At 73.6% G+C, this 14,599-nt stretch carries 14 protein-coding genes; 8 read left to right on the top strand and 6 right to left on the bottom strand.

Annotated elements, in window-relative coordinates; translation table 11 throughout:
• The first annotated feature begins 9 nt into the window (after positions 1-9).
• The gene (locus J2S42_RS03635; RefSeq protein WP_370879143.1) at positions 10-609 is read left to right on the top strand and encodes a M23 family metallopeptidase; all 600 of its coding nucleotides are present in this window, start codon (positions 10-12) and stop codon (positions 607-609) included.
• Between the two features lie 173 nt (positions 610-782).
• Positions 783-1,154: a hypothetical protein gene (locus tag J2S42_RS03630; RefSeq protein WP_307235173.1), complete on the top strand. Its 372-nt coding sequence runs from the start codon at positions 783-785 to the stop codon at positions 1,152-1,154.
• Here the strand turns inward: J2S42_RS03630 and J2S42_RS03625 are convergent.
• Positions 1,151-3,595: a tetratricopeptide repeat protein gene (locus tag J2S42_RS03625; protein WP_307235171.1), complete on the bottom strand. Its 2,445-nt coding sequence runs from the start codon at positions 3,593-3,595 to the stop codon at positions 1,151-1,153. The genes J2S42_RS03630 and J2S42_RS03625 overlap by 4 nt on opposite strands.
• A gap of 151 nt (positions 3,596-3,746) precedes the next feature.
• Between J2S42_RS03625 and J2S42_RS03620 the strand changes: the two genes are divergently transcribed.
• Entirely contained in the window at positions 3,747-4,232 is a 486-nt protein-coding gene (locus J2S42_RS03620) for a 2'-5' RNA ligase family protein (protein ID WP_307235169.1), read from the top strand.
• Between the two features lie 197 nt (positions 4,233-4,429).
• Here the strand turns inward: J2S42_RS03620 and J2S42_RS03615 are convergent, their stop codons facing one another.
• Together J2S42_RS03615 and J2S42_RS03610 are read right to left on the bottom strand one after the other, a co-directional pair.
• Positions 4,430-5,860, bottom strand: coding sequence for a GGDEF domain-containing protein (locus J2S42_RS03615; protein WP_307235167.1), 1,431 nt, complete (start codon positions 5,858-5,860; stop codon positions 4,430-4,432).
• A gap of 36 nt (positions 5,861-5,896) precedes the next feature.
• Positions 5,897-6,259 carry a hypothetical protein gene (locus J2S42_RS03610; protein WP_307235166.1) on the bottom strand — a complete coding sequence of 121 codons (363 nt, stop codon included), beginning with the start codon at positions 6,257-6,259 and terminating at the stop codon, positions 5,897-5,899.
• A gap of 84 nt (positions 6,260-6,343) precedes the next feature.
• Here J2S42_RS03610 and J2S42_RS03605 point away from each other — a divergent pair, with 84 nt between their 5' ends.
• Together J2S42_RS03605 and J2S42_RS03600 are read left to right on the top strand one after the other, a co-directional pair.
• Entirely contained in the window at positions 6,344-8,920 is a 2,577-nt protein-coding gene (locus tag J2S42_RS03605) for an FG-GAP-like repeat-containing protein (RefSeq protein ID WP_307235164.1), read from the top strand.
• The gene (locus tag J2S42_RS03600) at positions 8,917-9,579 is read left to right on the top strand and encodes a DUF2182 domain-containing protein (RefSeq protein WP_307235162.1); all 663 of its coding nucleotides are present in this window, start codon (positions 8,917-8,919) and stop codon (positions 9,577-9,579) included. Before J2S42_RS03605 ends, J2S42_RS03600 begins: the two co-directional genes overlap by 4 nt.
• 119 nt (positions 9,580-9,698) lie before the next feature.
• On the opposite strand, the gene J2S42_RS03595 is transcribed toward J2S42_RS03600, so the two are convergent.
• Positions 9,699-10,001, bottom strand: a complete 303-nt coding sequence (locus tag J2S42_RS03595; protein ID WP_307235161.1) for a hypothetical protein — start codon at positions 9,999-10,001, stop codon at positions 9,699-9,701.
• 402 nt (positions 10,002-10,403) lie between these two features.
• Between J2S42_RS03595 and J2S42_RS03590 the strand changes: the two genes are divergently transcribed.
• The gene (locus J2S42_RS03590; protein WP_307235159.1) at positions 10,404-10,832 is read left to right on the top strand and encodes a hypothetical protein; all 429 of its coding nucleotides are present in this window, start codon (positions 10,404-10,406) and stop codon (positions 10,830-10,832) included.
• 52 nt (positions 10,833-10,884) lie between these two features.
• Here the strand turns inward: J2S42_RS03590 and J2S42_RS03585 are convergent, their stop codons facing one another.
• Positions 10,885-11,760 (bottom strand): alpha/beta fold hydrolase, encoded by an 876-nt coding sequence (locus tag J2S42_RS03585; RefSeq protein ID WP_307235157.1) that lies wholly within the window; start codon positions 11,758-11,760, stop codon positions 10,885-10,887.
• Positions 11,761-11,847: 87 nt separating this feature from the next.
• Here J2S42_RS03585 and J2S42_RS03580 point away from each other — a divergent pair, with 87 nt between their 5' ends.
• Positions 11,848-12,318, top strand: a complete 471-nt coding sequence (locus J2S42_RS03580; RefSeq protein WP_307235155.1) for a MarR family winged helix-turn-helix transcriptional regulator — start codon at positions 11,848-11,850, stop codon at positions 12,316-12,318.
• Between the two features lie 19 nt (positions 12,319-12,337).
• Here J2S42_RS03580 and J2S42_RS03575 read toward each other — a convergent pair whose 3' ends face one another.
• A complete protein-coding gene (locus J2S42_RS03575) occupies positions 12,338-13,261 on the bottom strand; it encodes an NAD(P)/FAD-dependent oxidoreductase (protein WP_307248611.1) in 924 nt (307 codons plus the stop codon).
• Between the two features lie 600 nt (positions 13,262-13,861).
• On the opposite strand from J2S42_RS03575, the gene J2S42_RS03570 reads away from it, so the two are divergent.
• On the top strand, positions 13,862-14,506 hold the full coding sequence (locus tag J2S42_RS03570) for an HD domain-containing protein (protein WP_307235153.1): 645 nt from the start codon (positions 13,862-13,864) through the stop codon (positions 14,504-14,506).
• Positions 14,507-14,599: the final 93 nt, after the last annotated feature.

The following is a 14,599-nucleotide window of genomic DNA, read 5'->3' as shown; positions in this document are numbered from 1 at the left end:
CATCGGACGGTGACTGCCACTCGTGTCCGCACCGTCGTCTCCGTCGTCGTGGTCCTGATGCTGGCCGCGGTGGCGGTGTGGTTCGCCGAGCGCACCATGCGCCCGCCGGGCCCGCGCCCCGCGTTCCAGCTGCCGGTGGCGTGCGGCGAGACGTGGCGGCTCAGCACCTACCCCGGCCACGGCGACTTCGACGTCGACCTCTATCCGACCAGCGGCGAGACGTGGGGCCGCCCGGTCCTGGCCGCGTACGCCGGCACCGTGGTCCGGGCCGGGATCAACGGCCGCCTCGGCGAGCGCACCCCGGACAACCCGCGCGGCCCGATGGGCCGCGGCGGCGGTTACTGGGTCCGCATCGACCACGGCGGCAAGTGGTCCACCCTCTACCTGCACCTGCTCGAACCCCCGATGGTCACCGAGGGCCAGCGCGTCGAGATGGGGGACCAGATCGGCAAACTCGGCAGCACCGGCGAGTCCAGCGCCCCGCACCTGCACTTCGAGCAGCTCCGCGACGGCGAGAAGGTCGAGTCCTACTTCGCCGGCGAACGCTCCGGCATCACCCACGACAACGAGGAGTACGCGGTCAACCACACCAGCGCCAACTGCCCGTAGGCAACGATGTCGGCAAGCGGTTCTCCCGCGGCCGGCGTGGTGGCGTTCCGGCCTCACCCCGTCCTGGCCGGTGGGTGGGCGGATACCCGATCGCCGTCCGAGCGGACCCCGGATTCTCGCCACGGCACGATCCGGGGAGTGCACGGGCGGGCTGGATTTGTACGGTGGGCGACATGGAATCGTCGTCGCGGAAGGCGCGGGCCGGGCGGGTCGCGCTGGGGGTCGTTCTCGGGCTGCTGGTGCTGGCCGTGCTGGCCGGACGGTGGCTGTCGCCGAATCTGCTGTTCGCCACGAAAGCGGATCAGCTGGGCTGCCAGGCCGGATACTGCGTGGAGCGGGTGCACCGTGGTGAACGGCTGTTCCTGGCGCCGTACGACGAGATCTGGGTGAGCCTGCGCGACGGCGGCCGGTTCTACTCCGCGAAGAACCCGTTCGACCACGGTGAGGCGCTGACCGTCGACTGGACCGGCGGCGGGGTGCGGGTCACCGACGGTGTCGTCACGCTGTCCTGGGACGCGGCCACGCTGCAGCGGCTCGGCGACTAGCGGCGCTGCCGCACCTCGGCGATGCCGGTGCGGGCGCGGGCCTGTTCGTCGCCGGAGCCGATGCCGTCCGCGATCGTCAGGGCCTGCTCGTGGTGGGCGAGCGCGTCCGTGAACCGGCCCGCGGCCCGGGCCGCCTCGGCGAGGCCGTTGTGGGCACGGGCCTCGCTGTACCGGTCGCCGGTCTCCCGGTACATGGTCAGTGCCAGCCGGTGCAGGTCGGTGGCCTGGTCCGGGTGGCCGAGCCGGGTGTGCAGCATGCCGAGGCTGTCCAGGATGTTCGCCTCGCCGGCCCGGTTGCCGATCTGCCGGTAGAGCGTGAGCGCGCGCTGGAAGCGGCCGGCCGCGGCCTCGAACGCACCGGCCTGCACCTCAAGGTCGCCGAGACCGTTCAGCGCGTTCGCCTCGCCGGCCCGGTCGCCGGCCTGGCGGAACAGGCGCATGGCGCGCTCCCAGTGCGCGGTTGCGGCATCGGTGTGGCCCCGGCGTGCCTCCACGTTCGCCACGTTGTTCAGCGTGCGCGCCTCGCCGGTCCGGTTCCCGGCCGCGGCGAACAGCGTGAGCGCGCGTTCGAACAGGCCGATCGCCTCGTCCGGGCGCCCGCCGCGGTCCGCGACGATGCCGAGACTGGTCAGCGCGCGGGCCTCGCCGTCGGAGTCACCGGCGCGCGCGAACAGCGCGAGCGACTCGGTGAAGTGCCGGGCCGCGTCCTCCGGCCGGCCCAGCCGCCAGTGGACGCCGCCGAGGTCGGTGAGCGCGTGCGCCTGGCCGAGCGTGTCACCGGCACGCCGGGCCGCCTCCACCGCGTGGCCGTGCACGGTCAGCGCGTCCGTGAGGTGCCCGCCGCTCAGGTAGCGGAACAGCGTGCGGGACAGCCGTACCGTGTGTGGGTCCGGGCCCCGGGCGGCGATCGCGACCAGCGTCGTCCGCTCCGCGTTCAGCCAGTCCAGTGCCGTGTCGGGATCGGACAGGCCGGGCAGCGGGCCCACGATCGGCGCGATCCGCGGCCGCAGATGCGCCTCGGCCGGGTGCAGCGTGTCCATCGCCGCGGCCGTGGCGGCCACGTAGTAGCCGGACAGCCGGTCCAGCGCGGCGCGGCGGTCCGGCGGGCGGTCCTCGTCCTGCGCGCGGGTGATGGCGTGCGCGCGGACCAGGTCGTGGAACGCGTACCGGCCGGGTGCGGGCTGCTGCAGCAGGTGATCGTCGCGCAGCCGGTCCAGCCCGGCCCGTGCGGTGCTCAGGCCGGTGCCGGTCAGCGCGGCCGCCGCGTACGCGTCCAGGTCCTGGCCCGGGTGCAGTGCCGCCAACCGCAGCAGAAGCCGAAGATCAACCGACAGCGCCTGGTACGACAGCGCGAGCGCGAGCTCGACCCCGGAGTCCAGCCGCCGCTCCCGGTGCCGCTGGTCGAGCCGGTCCGCGTGATCGGTCAGCGTCCAGCCCGGCGTACCCCGGATGTGGCCCGCGACCAGGCTCAGCGCCAGCGGCAGATGACCGCAGCGCCGCGCGATCCGGGCGGCCGCACGCGGATCCGTGCCGACCGGTGTGCCCGGCGCCGCCTCCCGCAGGTAGGCGACCGCCTCGCGCGACGTGAACACGTCCACGGTCAGCCGCGCCGCCGGCCGCAGCGCCCCGAGCCGCCGCCGGCTGGTGATCAGCGCGAGACAGCCGGGCGTGGCCGGCAGCAGCGGCCGTACCTGTGCCGCGGTCGCCACGTCGTCCAGCACCACCAGCGTACGGGTGCCGGCCAGCCGCTCCCGGTACGCCGCGGTCCGCGCGGCCAGCCCGTGCGGCAGCTGCCGTCCCGGCACACCGAGCAGCCGCAGGAACCCGTCGAGTACCGCCGCCGGGTCGGCCGGCGGCTGCGCCGGGTCCGGGTGGAAGCCGCGCAGGTTCACGAACAGCACCCGGTCGAACGGCTCCTCGCGCAGCAGCACGTGACCGGCGTGCAGCGCCAGCTGGGTCTTGCCGACGCCCGGCATCCCCTCGATTGCGGAGATCACCACGCTGTCACCGGCCCGCGCGGCCCGCCGCAGCCGGTCCAGTTCCGCGACCCGGCCGGTGAACCCGGCCGGGTCCGGTGGCAGCCGGTCCTGCACCCGCACCCGGGACGCCGCCTCGGACTCGCCGCTCAGCACGCGCAGCGCCTGACGCCACTGCGCCACATAACCGGTGTCCGGGTGCAGCGCGCGGACCACCTCGACCACTAGGTCGGTGTTGAACCGCCGGCGCCCGGTCCGGAAGCAGTCCGCCACCGTGGACCGCCGGGCCAGCTCACCGGCGGGCCGGCCGGCCGCGGCCCAGGCCGCGTTGACGCGGTCCTTGATCGTCCCGTAGGACGGGTCACCGGCCCAGATCTTCAGCAACCGCAACTGCTCGACCAACTCGTCCAGCCCGGTCGCGCGTGCCGGATCGGGCAGCTCGTTGAACGCGGCCGCCGGATCCACGCCTGTGAGGCTAGTGGAGGAGACCGCCGTCCGGAATCGTCCGGACTTCCCCCATCCCCCGATACGGTCGTCGATGCTGCTAGGTGAGCCGGTCACCGGACGATGCCAGTACGGGGGTGGTAGCGTCAGGTGACCGGTTTATGGTGTTTCGATGCGTACCGTGGAATTGTTGCTCGACCCGGGGCTGGAGCGCGAGGTGCGTTCGCTCTGGTCCCGCCTGCACGCGGCTGGTGCGCGCAGCCTCGCCACGCACACGCATCCGACCAACCGGCCCCATGTGACGCTCGTGGTCGTACCGTCGCTGGAGGGTCTTCCGTTTCTCGGCCTGCCGGTGCCGGTGAGTCTCGGTGCGCCCCGGATGCTCGGCCGTGCGCTGGTGCTACCGGCCACCGGCCTGCACGAGATGCACGCGCGGGTGTGGCGTGCGGTCGGCTCCGCCAACCCGCTGCACGATCCCGCCCGGTGGGTTCCGCACGTCAGCCTCGCGCTGAACGCCACCCCCGGCTCCGACGCCCTGCTGACCGGGCTGCCGCCGCTGACCGGTGAGGTGGTGGCGGCCCGCAGCTACGACCAGGAGACGCGCACCGTGATCGACCTTCCCGATTGCCCGGCCGGGCCCGTGGCCCGCTGCCTATGATCTTTGCGCGTGGGAACTGACATCTACGGTGTGATCGAGGTCCGCGAACCGTTCAACGCCTGACGCTTCCGAACGTCACAGCGTTGCGATGCCGGCTCCGACCGGGCGGGCCGGAGCTGAGCCGTAGGAAGCCCGAGGTCGCCGCCGGAAGCACCCGGTACGTGACCACGCCGGCGGCTGGAAATCGAAGCCGGGAATTACGAGATGGCGCGCATGTTGACCGCGACCCGCCCCTTGCCGGCGGCTTTGGCCTTGTCGAGGGCGGCGTCGGCGTCGCTGAGGAGCATGCCGAGCGTGGTGCGGCCGGTGGGTTCGTAGGCGAGGCCGAGGCTGGCGCCGACGCGGCCCTTGGCGGAGATCGCGGCGATCAGGCGTTCGCCGAACGTGGCGGCCTCGACCGGGGGCGGGGAGGGCTCGAGGATGACGGCGAACTCGTCGCCGCCGAGGCGGGCGACGGTGTGGTGGGGCGGGACGAGTGCGGTGAGGACGGTGGCGACCTCGATGATCACCTCGTCGCCGGTGGCGTGGCCGAAACGGTCGTTGATCTCCTTGAAGCCGTCCAGGTCGAGCAGCAGCAGCGAGATCGGGGAGCCGCCCCAGCCGGCGGCGCGCTGGTAGAGGTAGGAGCGGTTGGTGAGGCCGGTGAGGTGGTCGTGGGTGGCCTGGTACTGAAGTTCGGTGCGTTGCTGCTCGACCTCGGCCAGCAGCACGGTGATGCTGTGCAGCGCGACCGCCTGGCGCAGCAGGACCAGGCCGAAGACCACGCACATCGTGGCGAAGATGACGTCGTCGAAGCCGCCGTAGCGGCGCAGCGTGACGGTGATCGTGAACGCGCACAGCACCGGCAGGTACGGCAGTGTCGCGGCCAGACCAGTCGCGGCGCCGTTGCACGGAGCGGTCTCCGGCATGGGATACCAGGTCATCGCGATGAGCATGAACGTGGCGAGCGTGCTGAGCGCGGCGACCGCGGCGAGTTCCGTCGCGCGGTCGTGGACGATCAGTGCGCAGTACGTGACCGAGGCCGCGCCGGACACCGCGGACGCGGCCGCGAGCAGCGTGAACGCGTTCGTGCCGCGATGCCTGGACAGCAGGACCAGTGCGAACGCGAGCGCGGCGAGCTGGGTGCAGACCACGACCGCGATCAGCGTGGTCACCGGCCGGCCGATGTTCTCGGACGCGGGCCGGATCAGATAGGCCCAGGCCGGTACGAACAGTGCGGCCGCGGCCATCGCGCCGTCCAGCGTCAGGCGCAGCCGGTCCCGCCAGGTCAGCGACGTGCCCGGCCCGACCAGCAGGCACAGCAGCACCAGGCCGGCGCCGCCGGTGCCGAGCAGCAGCTGCGGGCCGAGCAGGTGTGGTCGTTCGGTCATGCCGGTCAGTGCGACGCGCAGGTTCAGGCCGGTGGCTGGCAGCCACAGCAGCATCGCCGCCGTGAGCACGCCCCAGGCCACGCGCTCCCGGCCGCGTGCCCGGACGGCACGCCGGCCGAGCATCCACAGCGCGGCCGTGGCCGCCACGATCGCCAGCGCGTTGACCGTGATCAGCAGCGGTGGCGCGAAACCGGTGACGATCAGCGCCGCCTGCAGCCCCAGGCCGAGCCCGGCCACGATCAGCAGGCGTGCCCTCATGACGACCTGTTCGGCCGGTCCGGGCCGGATGTGAGATCAACGCCGCCGGAGCGCGGCCCGGAGGCGGGTGAGGTCCCGGAACGCCGGGCGTACGTCGGCGGCGGTGATCAGGGCGATCGCGGCGAATCCCAGCGTCACGGGCAGCCGCTGGTCCGCGTCCGGCCCGGCCGCGACCGTCCCGTGTCCGCCGACCGTCGCCGACGGCAGCAGTGCGGCCAGGTGCGCCGGATGCATCCGGGCGATCAGCGCGCCCGCGACGGCCGCGAGCCCGTTCAGCAACGGCCCGCCGCCCGGCGCACCGGCCCGGGACCACCGGCCGGCCGCGTTCCGTCCCCCGGCTGATCCGGCCCGGCGTTCCGGCTGGATGCCGAGCGCGCCGGGCAGCGCGTGATACGTCATGTCCGATCAGGGACTGGACACACGCGCGCGAGCCGGTCCCGGCCGAGGCTGGGTGTGCGTTCACGAGTGCACGAGGGGGCACAGATGCAACTCGTACTGGAGAATTTCGGCTACACCGCCGGTGGGTGGCGCGTGGAGCGGCACCCGCGGTTCGTCACGGATCTGACCGGCGACGGCGTCGCGGACATACTCGGCTTCGGCGAGGCCGGCGCCTGGGTGTCGCCGAACAAGGGCGGCGGCACGTTCAACGACCTGGTCCTCGGCGTCGCGAACTACGGCTTCACCGCCGGGGGCTGGCGCGTGGACCGGCACCCGCGGGCCCTCGCGGACCTCACCGGCGACGGCCGGCCGGACATCGCCGGCTTCGGTGACGGCGGCGTGTGGGTGTCCTTCAACGACGGCAACGGCCGCTTCACCGAGCCGCGCCTCGCGGTCCGCAACTTCGGCTACTCCGCCGGTGGCTGGCGCGTCGAGCGGCATCCGCGCGTCGTCGCGGACCTGACCGGCGACGGCCACGGTGACATCGTCGGCTTCGGCAACGGCGGCGTCTGGGTGGCGCTCAACAACGGCGACGGTACGTTCGGCACGCCGCATCTCGCCGTGCCGAACCTCGGCTACGACGCCGGTGGCTGGCGCGTGGAGCGGCACCCGCGGTTCGTGACGGACGTGACCGGTGACGGCCGTGCCGACATCGTCGGGTTCGGTGACGGCGGCGTCTGGGTCGCCCGCAACAACGGCGACGGCACGTTCGCCGCACCGGTGCTGACCGTGCCGAACTTCGGCTACACCGCGGGTGGCTGGCGCGTGGAGCGGCACCCGCGGTTCCTGGCCGACACGACCGGCGACGGCCGCCCGGACATCGTCGGTTTCGGTGACGGCGGCGTGTGGGTGTCCCGCAACGACGGCAACGGTGGCTTCGGCGCACCGACCCTGGTCGTGCCGAACTTCGGCTACGCCGCCGGCGGCTGGCGGGTCGAGAAGCACCCGCGGTACGTGCAGGACCTGACCGGGGACGGCCGCGCCGACATCGTCGGGTTCGGCGACGGCGGCGTCTGGGTGTCGCTCAACAACGGCGACGGCACGTTCGCGCCACCGCGGATGGTGATCGCGAACTTCGCCTACGACGCCGGTGGCTGGCGGGTGGAGAAGCACCCGCGCGTGCTCGCCGACATCACCGGCGACGGCCGGCCGGACATCGTCGGCTTCGGCGACGGCGGCGTCTGGACCGCGCACAACAACGGCGACGGCACGTTCCAGCGGGTACGGATCCGCCGCGACATCTGGGAACTGCAGGCGAACGGCCCGTGGGACCCGGTCACGCTGGCCTACGCGCGGGCGGTCCGGGCGATGCAGGCCCGCCCGCTCACCGACCCGCGCAGCTGGGAGTACCAGGGCGCGATCCACGGCCGGACCGGTACGCCACCGGCCGGTGCGATCTGGAACGAGTGCCAGCACGGCAGCTGGTACTTCCTGCCCTGGCACCGCGGCTACCTGTACTGGTTCGAGGAGATCGTCCGGGCCGAGGTGATCGCGCAGGGCGGCCCGGCCGACTGGGCGCTGCCGTACTGGAACTACGCGGTGCCGGGCCGGGCCGCGCTGCCGCCCGCGTTCCGTGAGCGGACCATGCCGGACGGCTCGCCGAACCCGCTGTTCGTCGCGGACCGCAACCCGTCCATGAACAACGGTGCGACGCTGCCGTCCACGGCGACCACCGCGGCCCGGGCGATGGCGCACACCACGTTCGTACCGCCGCCCGCGCCCGGCTTCGGCGGTGGCCGCACCACGCCGCAGCACTTCTTCAACCTGGGCGGCGAGCTGGAGTTCACCCCGCACAACGGCATCCACGTGCTGATCGGCGGCTGGATGGGCGATCCGGACCTGGCCGCGCTCGACCCGATCTTCTGGCTGCACCACGCGAACATCGATCGGCTGTGGTCGTCCTGGCTGGCGCTCGGCGGTGGCCGGGCCGACCCGGCGGACACCGACTGGCGCAACCAGTCGTGGCCGTTCCACGACGCGGACGGCGACCGGGTCACCGTCACGAACGCGCAGATGGTCGACACCGCGCTGCACCTGGGGTACGTCTATCAGGACGGCGTCGCACCCGGCGCCCGCCCGATGCAGGAGCCGATCATGAGTGCCCGTTCCGACGGTGAGGCCGAGTTCGTCGGCGCGTCCGACCGCCCGATCACGCTGACCGGCACGCCGGCCCGCGTCGAGGTCCCGATCGACGGGCCGACCGTCGCGACCCGCCGGGCCACGGCACCGGCCCAGGTGCTGCTGAACCTGGAGGACGTCGAGGCGGAGCGGGCACCCGCCACCGTGTACGAGGTGTACCTGCGCCCGATCGGCACGCCGGACGCGGTCCCGTACCACGTGGGGAACGTGTCGTTCTTCGGCATCGAGCACGTGACGAGCCGGACCTCGGCCGGGGACGGCCCGCACGGCTTCCGCCGCACGTTCGACATCTCCGACTGGGTGGCCGCCCTGCGCGACCGCGGCGAATGGTCCGACCAGGGCGCCGCGGTGTCGTTCCGCCCGGTCGTGGTCGAGCTCCCGCCGGACGTGCGCGCGTCCGCCGACGCCGCGCTCGTCGACGCGACCCTGGCGGCGCAGTCCGCCCCGGTCACCATCGGCCGCGTCAGCATCTTCTACCGATGACCGCCCTCCGGCTCCGGGTCGCACGCGCGGCCCGGAGCCACCCTCACTGGCCCGCGCCGCTGCTCGCACTGCTCGCCTGGGCGGTCCTGCTGGCGCAGCCCGCCGCGCACCACGCGACCCCGCCGACGCTGTGGTCGTGGGTGCTGATGTGCGTGGCCATGATGGTCCCGGTGGTGCTGCCGGCGGTCCGGCACGTCGCGGTCAACAGCCTGCGCCGCCGCCGGCTCCGCGCGATGAGCTACTTCCTCACCGGGTACGTCGCGGTCTGGGCCGCGGCCGGTGCGCTGCTGATCCCGGTCCTGGCCGTGCCGCCGCGCGTGCCGCTGCTGGTCACGCTGATCGTGCTGGCCGCGTTCTGGCAACTGCTCCCGGCCCGCCGCGCGTGCCTGCGCGCCTGCCACCGCACGATCCCGCTGCCGCCCACCGGCTGGCGCGCGGCCCGCGGCGCGCTGCACTTCGGTGCCTGGCACGGCCTGGCCTGCGCCGGCGTCTGCGGCCCGCTGATGGCCGTCATGGCGGTGCCCGGCACGCACACGCCGCTCTGGATGATCACGGTGACGGCCGCGATCCTGCTCACCCGCTACCCGCCGCGCGGCCGCTTCGCGCCGCTGGTCCTGGACATCCGCTTCCGCGCCACACCGGACCCGGCCGACCGGTGACGCGGGAGGATCAACAGCACGAAGCCGATGTTCCCGCTTCCGGCCCGGCTGAGTCCCGCATGCTCCCGCGGGCCTCGGTGTGCCGGTGGCCGAGCCGGCGAGAACCCGTCCGGGCCGCCCTACCGCGCGGCCCAGGCCTCGCGGCGGGGGACCGGCCCGATGTCCGAGCGGCGGCCGGGGCTCAGTGCGGCGTGCCGCTGTCCCGGCCCGGGGCCGTTGCGGGCCGCGAGCGCGTCCGCGACCGCGCCTGTGACGAAGCCGTACACGCCCTTGTGCAGCACGTCGACCGCGAGTTCGGCGCGTGGCCAGGTCTGCGGCGGTGCACCGGCGCCGGTCGCGTTCTCCAGGATCTGGTCGGTGGTCAGCCGGACCACGGTGAACATGCCGGACGCGACCGGGCCGCGCAGTCCCGCCTGCGCCATCACGCAGCACGCCCACGGCCGCGCCGGTGCCGTAGTGCATCGCCAGGTTCCGCCACCGCGGCGGGCGCGGGCCGCTCTCCGGCAGGCCGGTCAGCCGGGACAGGGTCCGCGCCGGGACGTACGAGTCGGGCCGTCCGGTGAACCGCTGTTCGACCTTCTCGGCGACGGTCATCACGGCCACCCCGGCCAGCCCCGCCACCACGCCCTGCCACACCACTCGCGTCATCATGGCGGCCGCATACCCCGCGCCGCGCCGCGTACACGGGGGTTCAGGCGGTCGTCGGCGAGCTGCGGGACGTCGTCGCGACGACCGCGACCCGGCGCCCGGCGGTCCCGCTCGGCGGTCCGGCCGCGGTGGGGGCGGGTCGTGGCCGTGGTGGCGGCGGGCACGGGATCGTGGCGGTGCGGGACTGGTTCAACACCGCGGGCGCCGGCGGCGGCATGCGGCAGGGCGAGCTCGCGCTGGTGGTGGGCTTCGCCGCGGTGGTAGCGGTGTGCGCGACGCTGGCCGGGTGCGTCAGCGCCGCGGTCGTCTGGCGGGAGCCGGCGGACGGGTGGCGCGGTCTGCGGCCGGACCGGCCGGGATATCCGGCGGCCGGTGCGCTGATCGTGCTGGGTCTGCCGGTGGCGCTGGTCACCGGCCCGCACGTCAGCCCGCTCACCATGATGGGCCAGGTCGCGTTGCTGTACTCGGTGCCGTGGGGTGCGGCCGTGGCCGCCGGTGGCTGGCTCGGCCGCCCGGAACGGATCGCGGCACTGGCCGCCGCGCTGCTGTCCGCGGCACTGGTGGCGGCCGAGTTCGGCGTCCGCGGCCCCGGCGTGGCGTACTGAGCACCGGGGTGCCGGTGGCGCGGTGCGTGGCCGGCGCTCCGCGCCATCGGGCTCAGCGGTCCCGGTCGACGCGGTCCACGAAGTCGCGGATCGTGGTGGCGAAGGCCTCTGGTGCCTCCTGCGCGATCAGGTGCCCGACGTCCGGGATCCGGACCGCGGTGATCTCGCCGCGGGTGACCTGGCGCATCGTCCGTGCGGTGAACGGGGCGTTGATGCCGTCGACGGCCAGTACCGGGACGGTCAGCGGGCTCGACCCGGCGAGCGCCCGGGTGCGGTCGCCGTCGCCGAGCGCGGACCGGTAGAGCCCCTCGGTGCCCCGCCAGCCGCCGGGACGCGCGTACGCGCGGGCGAACTCGTCGAGGTCGGCCTCGGTGATCGCGCCCGGCACCGTGGTCATCAGCGAGACCGCCCAGTCCAGCAGCACGCGTTCCCGGCCGGCCAGGAACAGCTCCGGGATGCCGGTGGCCGCGAGGAAGCCGACGTGCCAGGACCCGCCGTTGACGACGTCGGCCAGCAGTTCCATCCCGTACCCGGGCAGGGTCGTCTCTGTCGCGGTGAGACTGAGGACGTCGGCGGGGTGGGTGGCGGCGAACCGGAAGACCGGGCCGCCGCTGATGTCCTGGCAGGTCACGTGCACCGGCCCGATGCCGAGGTGTGCGACCAGCCGGTGCAGGTCCTCGGCGACGGTCCCCGCGTCGTAGTCGCCGTCGCCGGTGCTGGAGTCGCCGAAACCGCGCAGGTCGACCGCGACGACGCGGTGCGTGGCGGCCAGCAGCGGGATGACCGCGCGGAACGCCCACCAGGTCTCCGGCCAGCCGTGCACGAGCAGGATCGGCGAGCCGGTGGTGCCGGCGGAGACGTAGTGCAGCGTGGCCCCGTTGATCTCGGCGGTGTGGTGGGTGATGCCTTCGACGGACGTGGTGGTCATGCGGAACTCCCGAAATAGACAACCTGGTTGCCCTGAAAATTAGACAACCTGGTTGCCCCTGTCAAGCCGGGTTCTACACTCGGCCCCATGCCTTCGCCGACCGGTGCCGACCTCGCCCTGCTGCTGCTCGGCAGCTATCGCAACCTGGTGAACGAGGTGGTCAGGGAGCTGGAGGAGCGCGGATATCCCGACGTGCGGCCGTCGCACGAGTACGCGATGCGCGCCATCGCCGCCGGCGCCAGCAACGCCGCGGAACTCGGCCGCAGGCTCGCCGTCACCAAACAGGCCGCCGCGAAGACGATCGCGGTGCTGATCGAGCGCGGATACGCGACCAGCGAGGTCGACCCCGCGGACACCCGCCGCCGCCACGTGCGGCTCACCGCGCGCGGGCGGGCGCTCATGCGGGACGGCGCGGAGATCTTCGACCAGGTGCGCGCCCGCTGGGAACGGCGTCTGGGTGCGGCGGAACTGGCCACGCTGGAGTCCCAGCTGGCCCGGTTCGTCGGCGACTCGCCGATCAACCTGGCCGCACCGGGATGGGCGGCACAGGACCACTGACCCGGTACGGCGGCGGTCCTCAGCCGAGCAGCGCGTGGGCCACCGCGCGGCCGGAGAGCCAGGCGGTCTGCACCCGGGGCCGGCCGAACGCGTCCCCGCACAGCCAGACGTCACCGTCCACGGCGAACCGGGCGTCCGTACCCTCGCCGGGTTGCGCATAGGTCCAGCGGTGCACGTCCACGACCGGCGAGGCGGACAGCCCGAGCAGCTCACCGACCGCGCCGGCCAGAATCGGCCCGGCGGCCTCCGGCGCGTCCAGATGCCGCGCGGCCAGCGCGGCGGTCGAGTGCGCGACCAGGACCGGCGTGCCGTCGCCCCGCCGGTCGCCGTCGTCGCAGACGGTGGCGAGCAGCGGGTGGTCGTTGACGAACGCGCCGTGCAGCGGGTGGTCGTTGACGAACGCGCCGTGCAGACCGTCCCACTCGCGGGCCGGGTAGCGCAGGACCGCCGCGATCACCGGATGCCACACCTGCGCCCGCGCCGCCGCGGCGATCGCGGGCGGCGGGTCCAGCCGCAGCGCCTGCGGACCGGGCATGGCGAGCACCACGGCGTCCGCGTCCGCGGGCACGCGATCCGCGGGCTGCGTGTAACGGACGTCGAGCCCGTCGGCGAGCGCGGCCGCCAGCGACCGCAGCCCGCCCGGCGCGGCCCACCGGACCGGGCCGGTCGTGGTGGCGCCGCCGGGGTAGACGCGCAGCGTGTCGGTCCACGGCCGGATCAGGCCGCGCGCTTCCCAGGCGGTCACCTGCGCGGTGAAGTCCGGGTCGTCCGCGACGAGGTAGGCGGCGCCGATGTCCGCGTACCGGCCGTCGTACCGCTTGCTGGCCAGCCGCCCGCCGGGCACCCGGCCACGCTCGAGGACCCGCACCCGCGCGCCGCCGTCCACCAGCGTCCGCGCGCACGCCAGCCCCGCCACCCCGGCCCCCACCACGACCACGTCCATGATCGCGACACTATCCGGAATCCGCGCCTCGGGCGTGCCCCGGCGTGCGGACGCGTGTGGCATGGTCGGGGTTCGCCACCCGAGGAGCATGAATCGATCATCATCGCCGGTACGCTGCACGTCGAGCCGTCCGACCGCGACCGCTACCTGGCCGGGGTCGATCGCCGGGTGGGACGGAGCCGGGCTCCGTCTCGTCGCGGACAACGACCTGACGTACCACCACTGCGTCGAGGTCACGTTCACCGATGCGGTGTGGTCCGCGTGCGCGGACCTGTTCCACCACCCGGTCTTCCGGCCGGCGACGCCGTCCGAGATCGCGTTCGCCCGGCAGGTCACCGCGGCGGAGACACACCACGTGTTCGCATGGGACGCCGAGACCGCCGCCGGAACCGTCGCGATGATGGTGGTCGCGCAGAGCGTGCAGATCACCGAGGGAGTTCGTGCGCCACTGACGCGTGGGTGCATTCGTCCGCCCGACGGAGCCACCCGCAGCCGTGACGGACACGTCGCAGGCATGCCTGCCGGCACCGGCGGGAAACCGTTGCTTCTCGTCCGGATTCCGGGCGTTCCGCGCGGCCCGATCCGCCTAGGGTTTCCGGTATGGAGCAGATCGACGAGGTGGCCGGCATTCGTATTCCGCGGACGCGGACGGCCCGGGAGACAATGGCGTTCGCGCACGAGACCATGCCGCCGGTATTGATCAACCACGTGATGCGCACCTACCTGTTCGGCGCGATCCAGTTGCGGCAGACGGGCACGGCATTCGACGAGGAGGTCGCGTTTCTCGGCTGTCTGCTGCACGATCTCGGCCTGCTCGAGCGATTCTGGTCACCGGCGGACCGGTTCGAGGTCGACGGCGCCGACGCGGCCCGTGATTTCCTCGCCGGTCAGGGCGTGCCCGCGGAGATCGTCGACGTGGTGTGGGACGCGATCGCACTGCACACATCGGCCGGCATCGCGCTGCGCAAACGCCCGGAGATCGCGATCGTGGCGCTCGGTTCCGGGCTCGACTTCGCCGGAATAGGCCTGGAGCACCTGCCGGACGGTGCGCTCGGTGAGATCCTTTCGGCGTACCCGCGGCTGGGTTTCAAGAAGGACGCACTGGACACGATGATCGCGCTCTGCGCGGGAAAGCCGGCCGGGGTGATGATGCATTACTTCGCCGAGGTCGGCCGTCGCCATATCGCCGGTTTCGCCCTGCCCACCGTGGACGACGTACTGATGGCCGCACCGTTCGGCGAGTGAGGGCGATGCAGCCCCGAAAGTGATTTGACGTGGCCGCTGTCCGTTCCGGCGTGATTCCGCGATTCGGCCAGGGCGTTCACCGGCGTGGCGCCG

Origin of the sequence: Catenuloplanes indicus (genome assembly GCF_030813715.1) — a bacterium.
In the GTDB taxonomy this organism is placed as follows: domain Bacteria; phylum Actinomycetota; class Actinomycetes; order Mycobacteriales; family Micromonosporaceae; genus Catenuloplanes; species Catenuloplanes indicus.
Note: the sequence above shows the minus strand (reverse complement) of the source record. Positions and strands in the feature narration are given on the sequence as shown.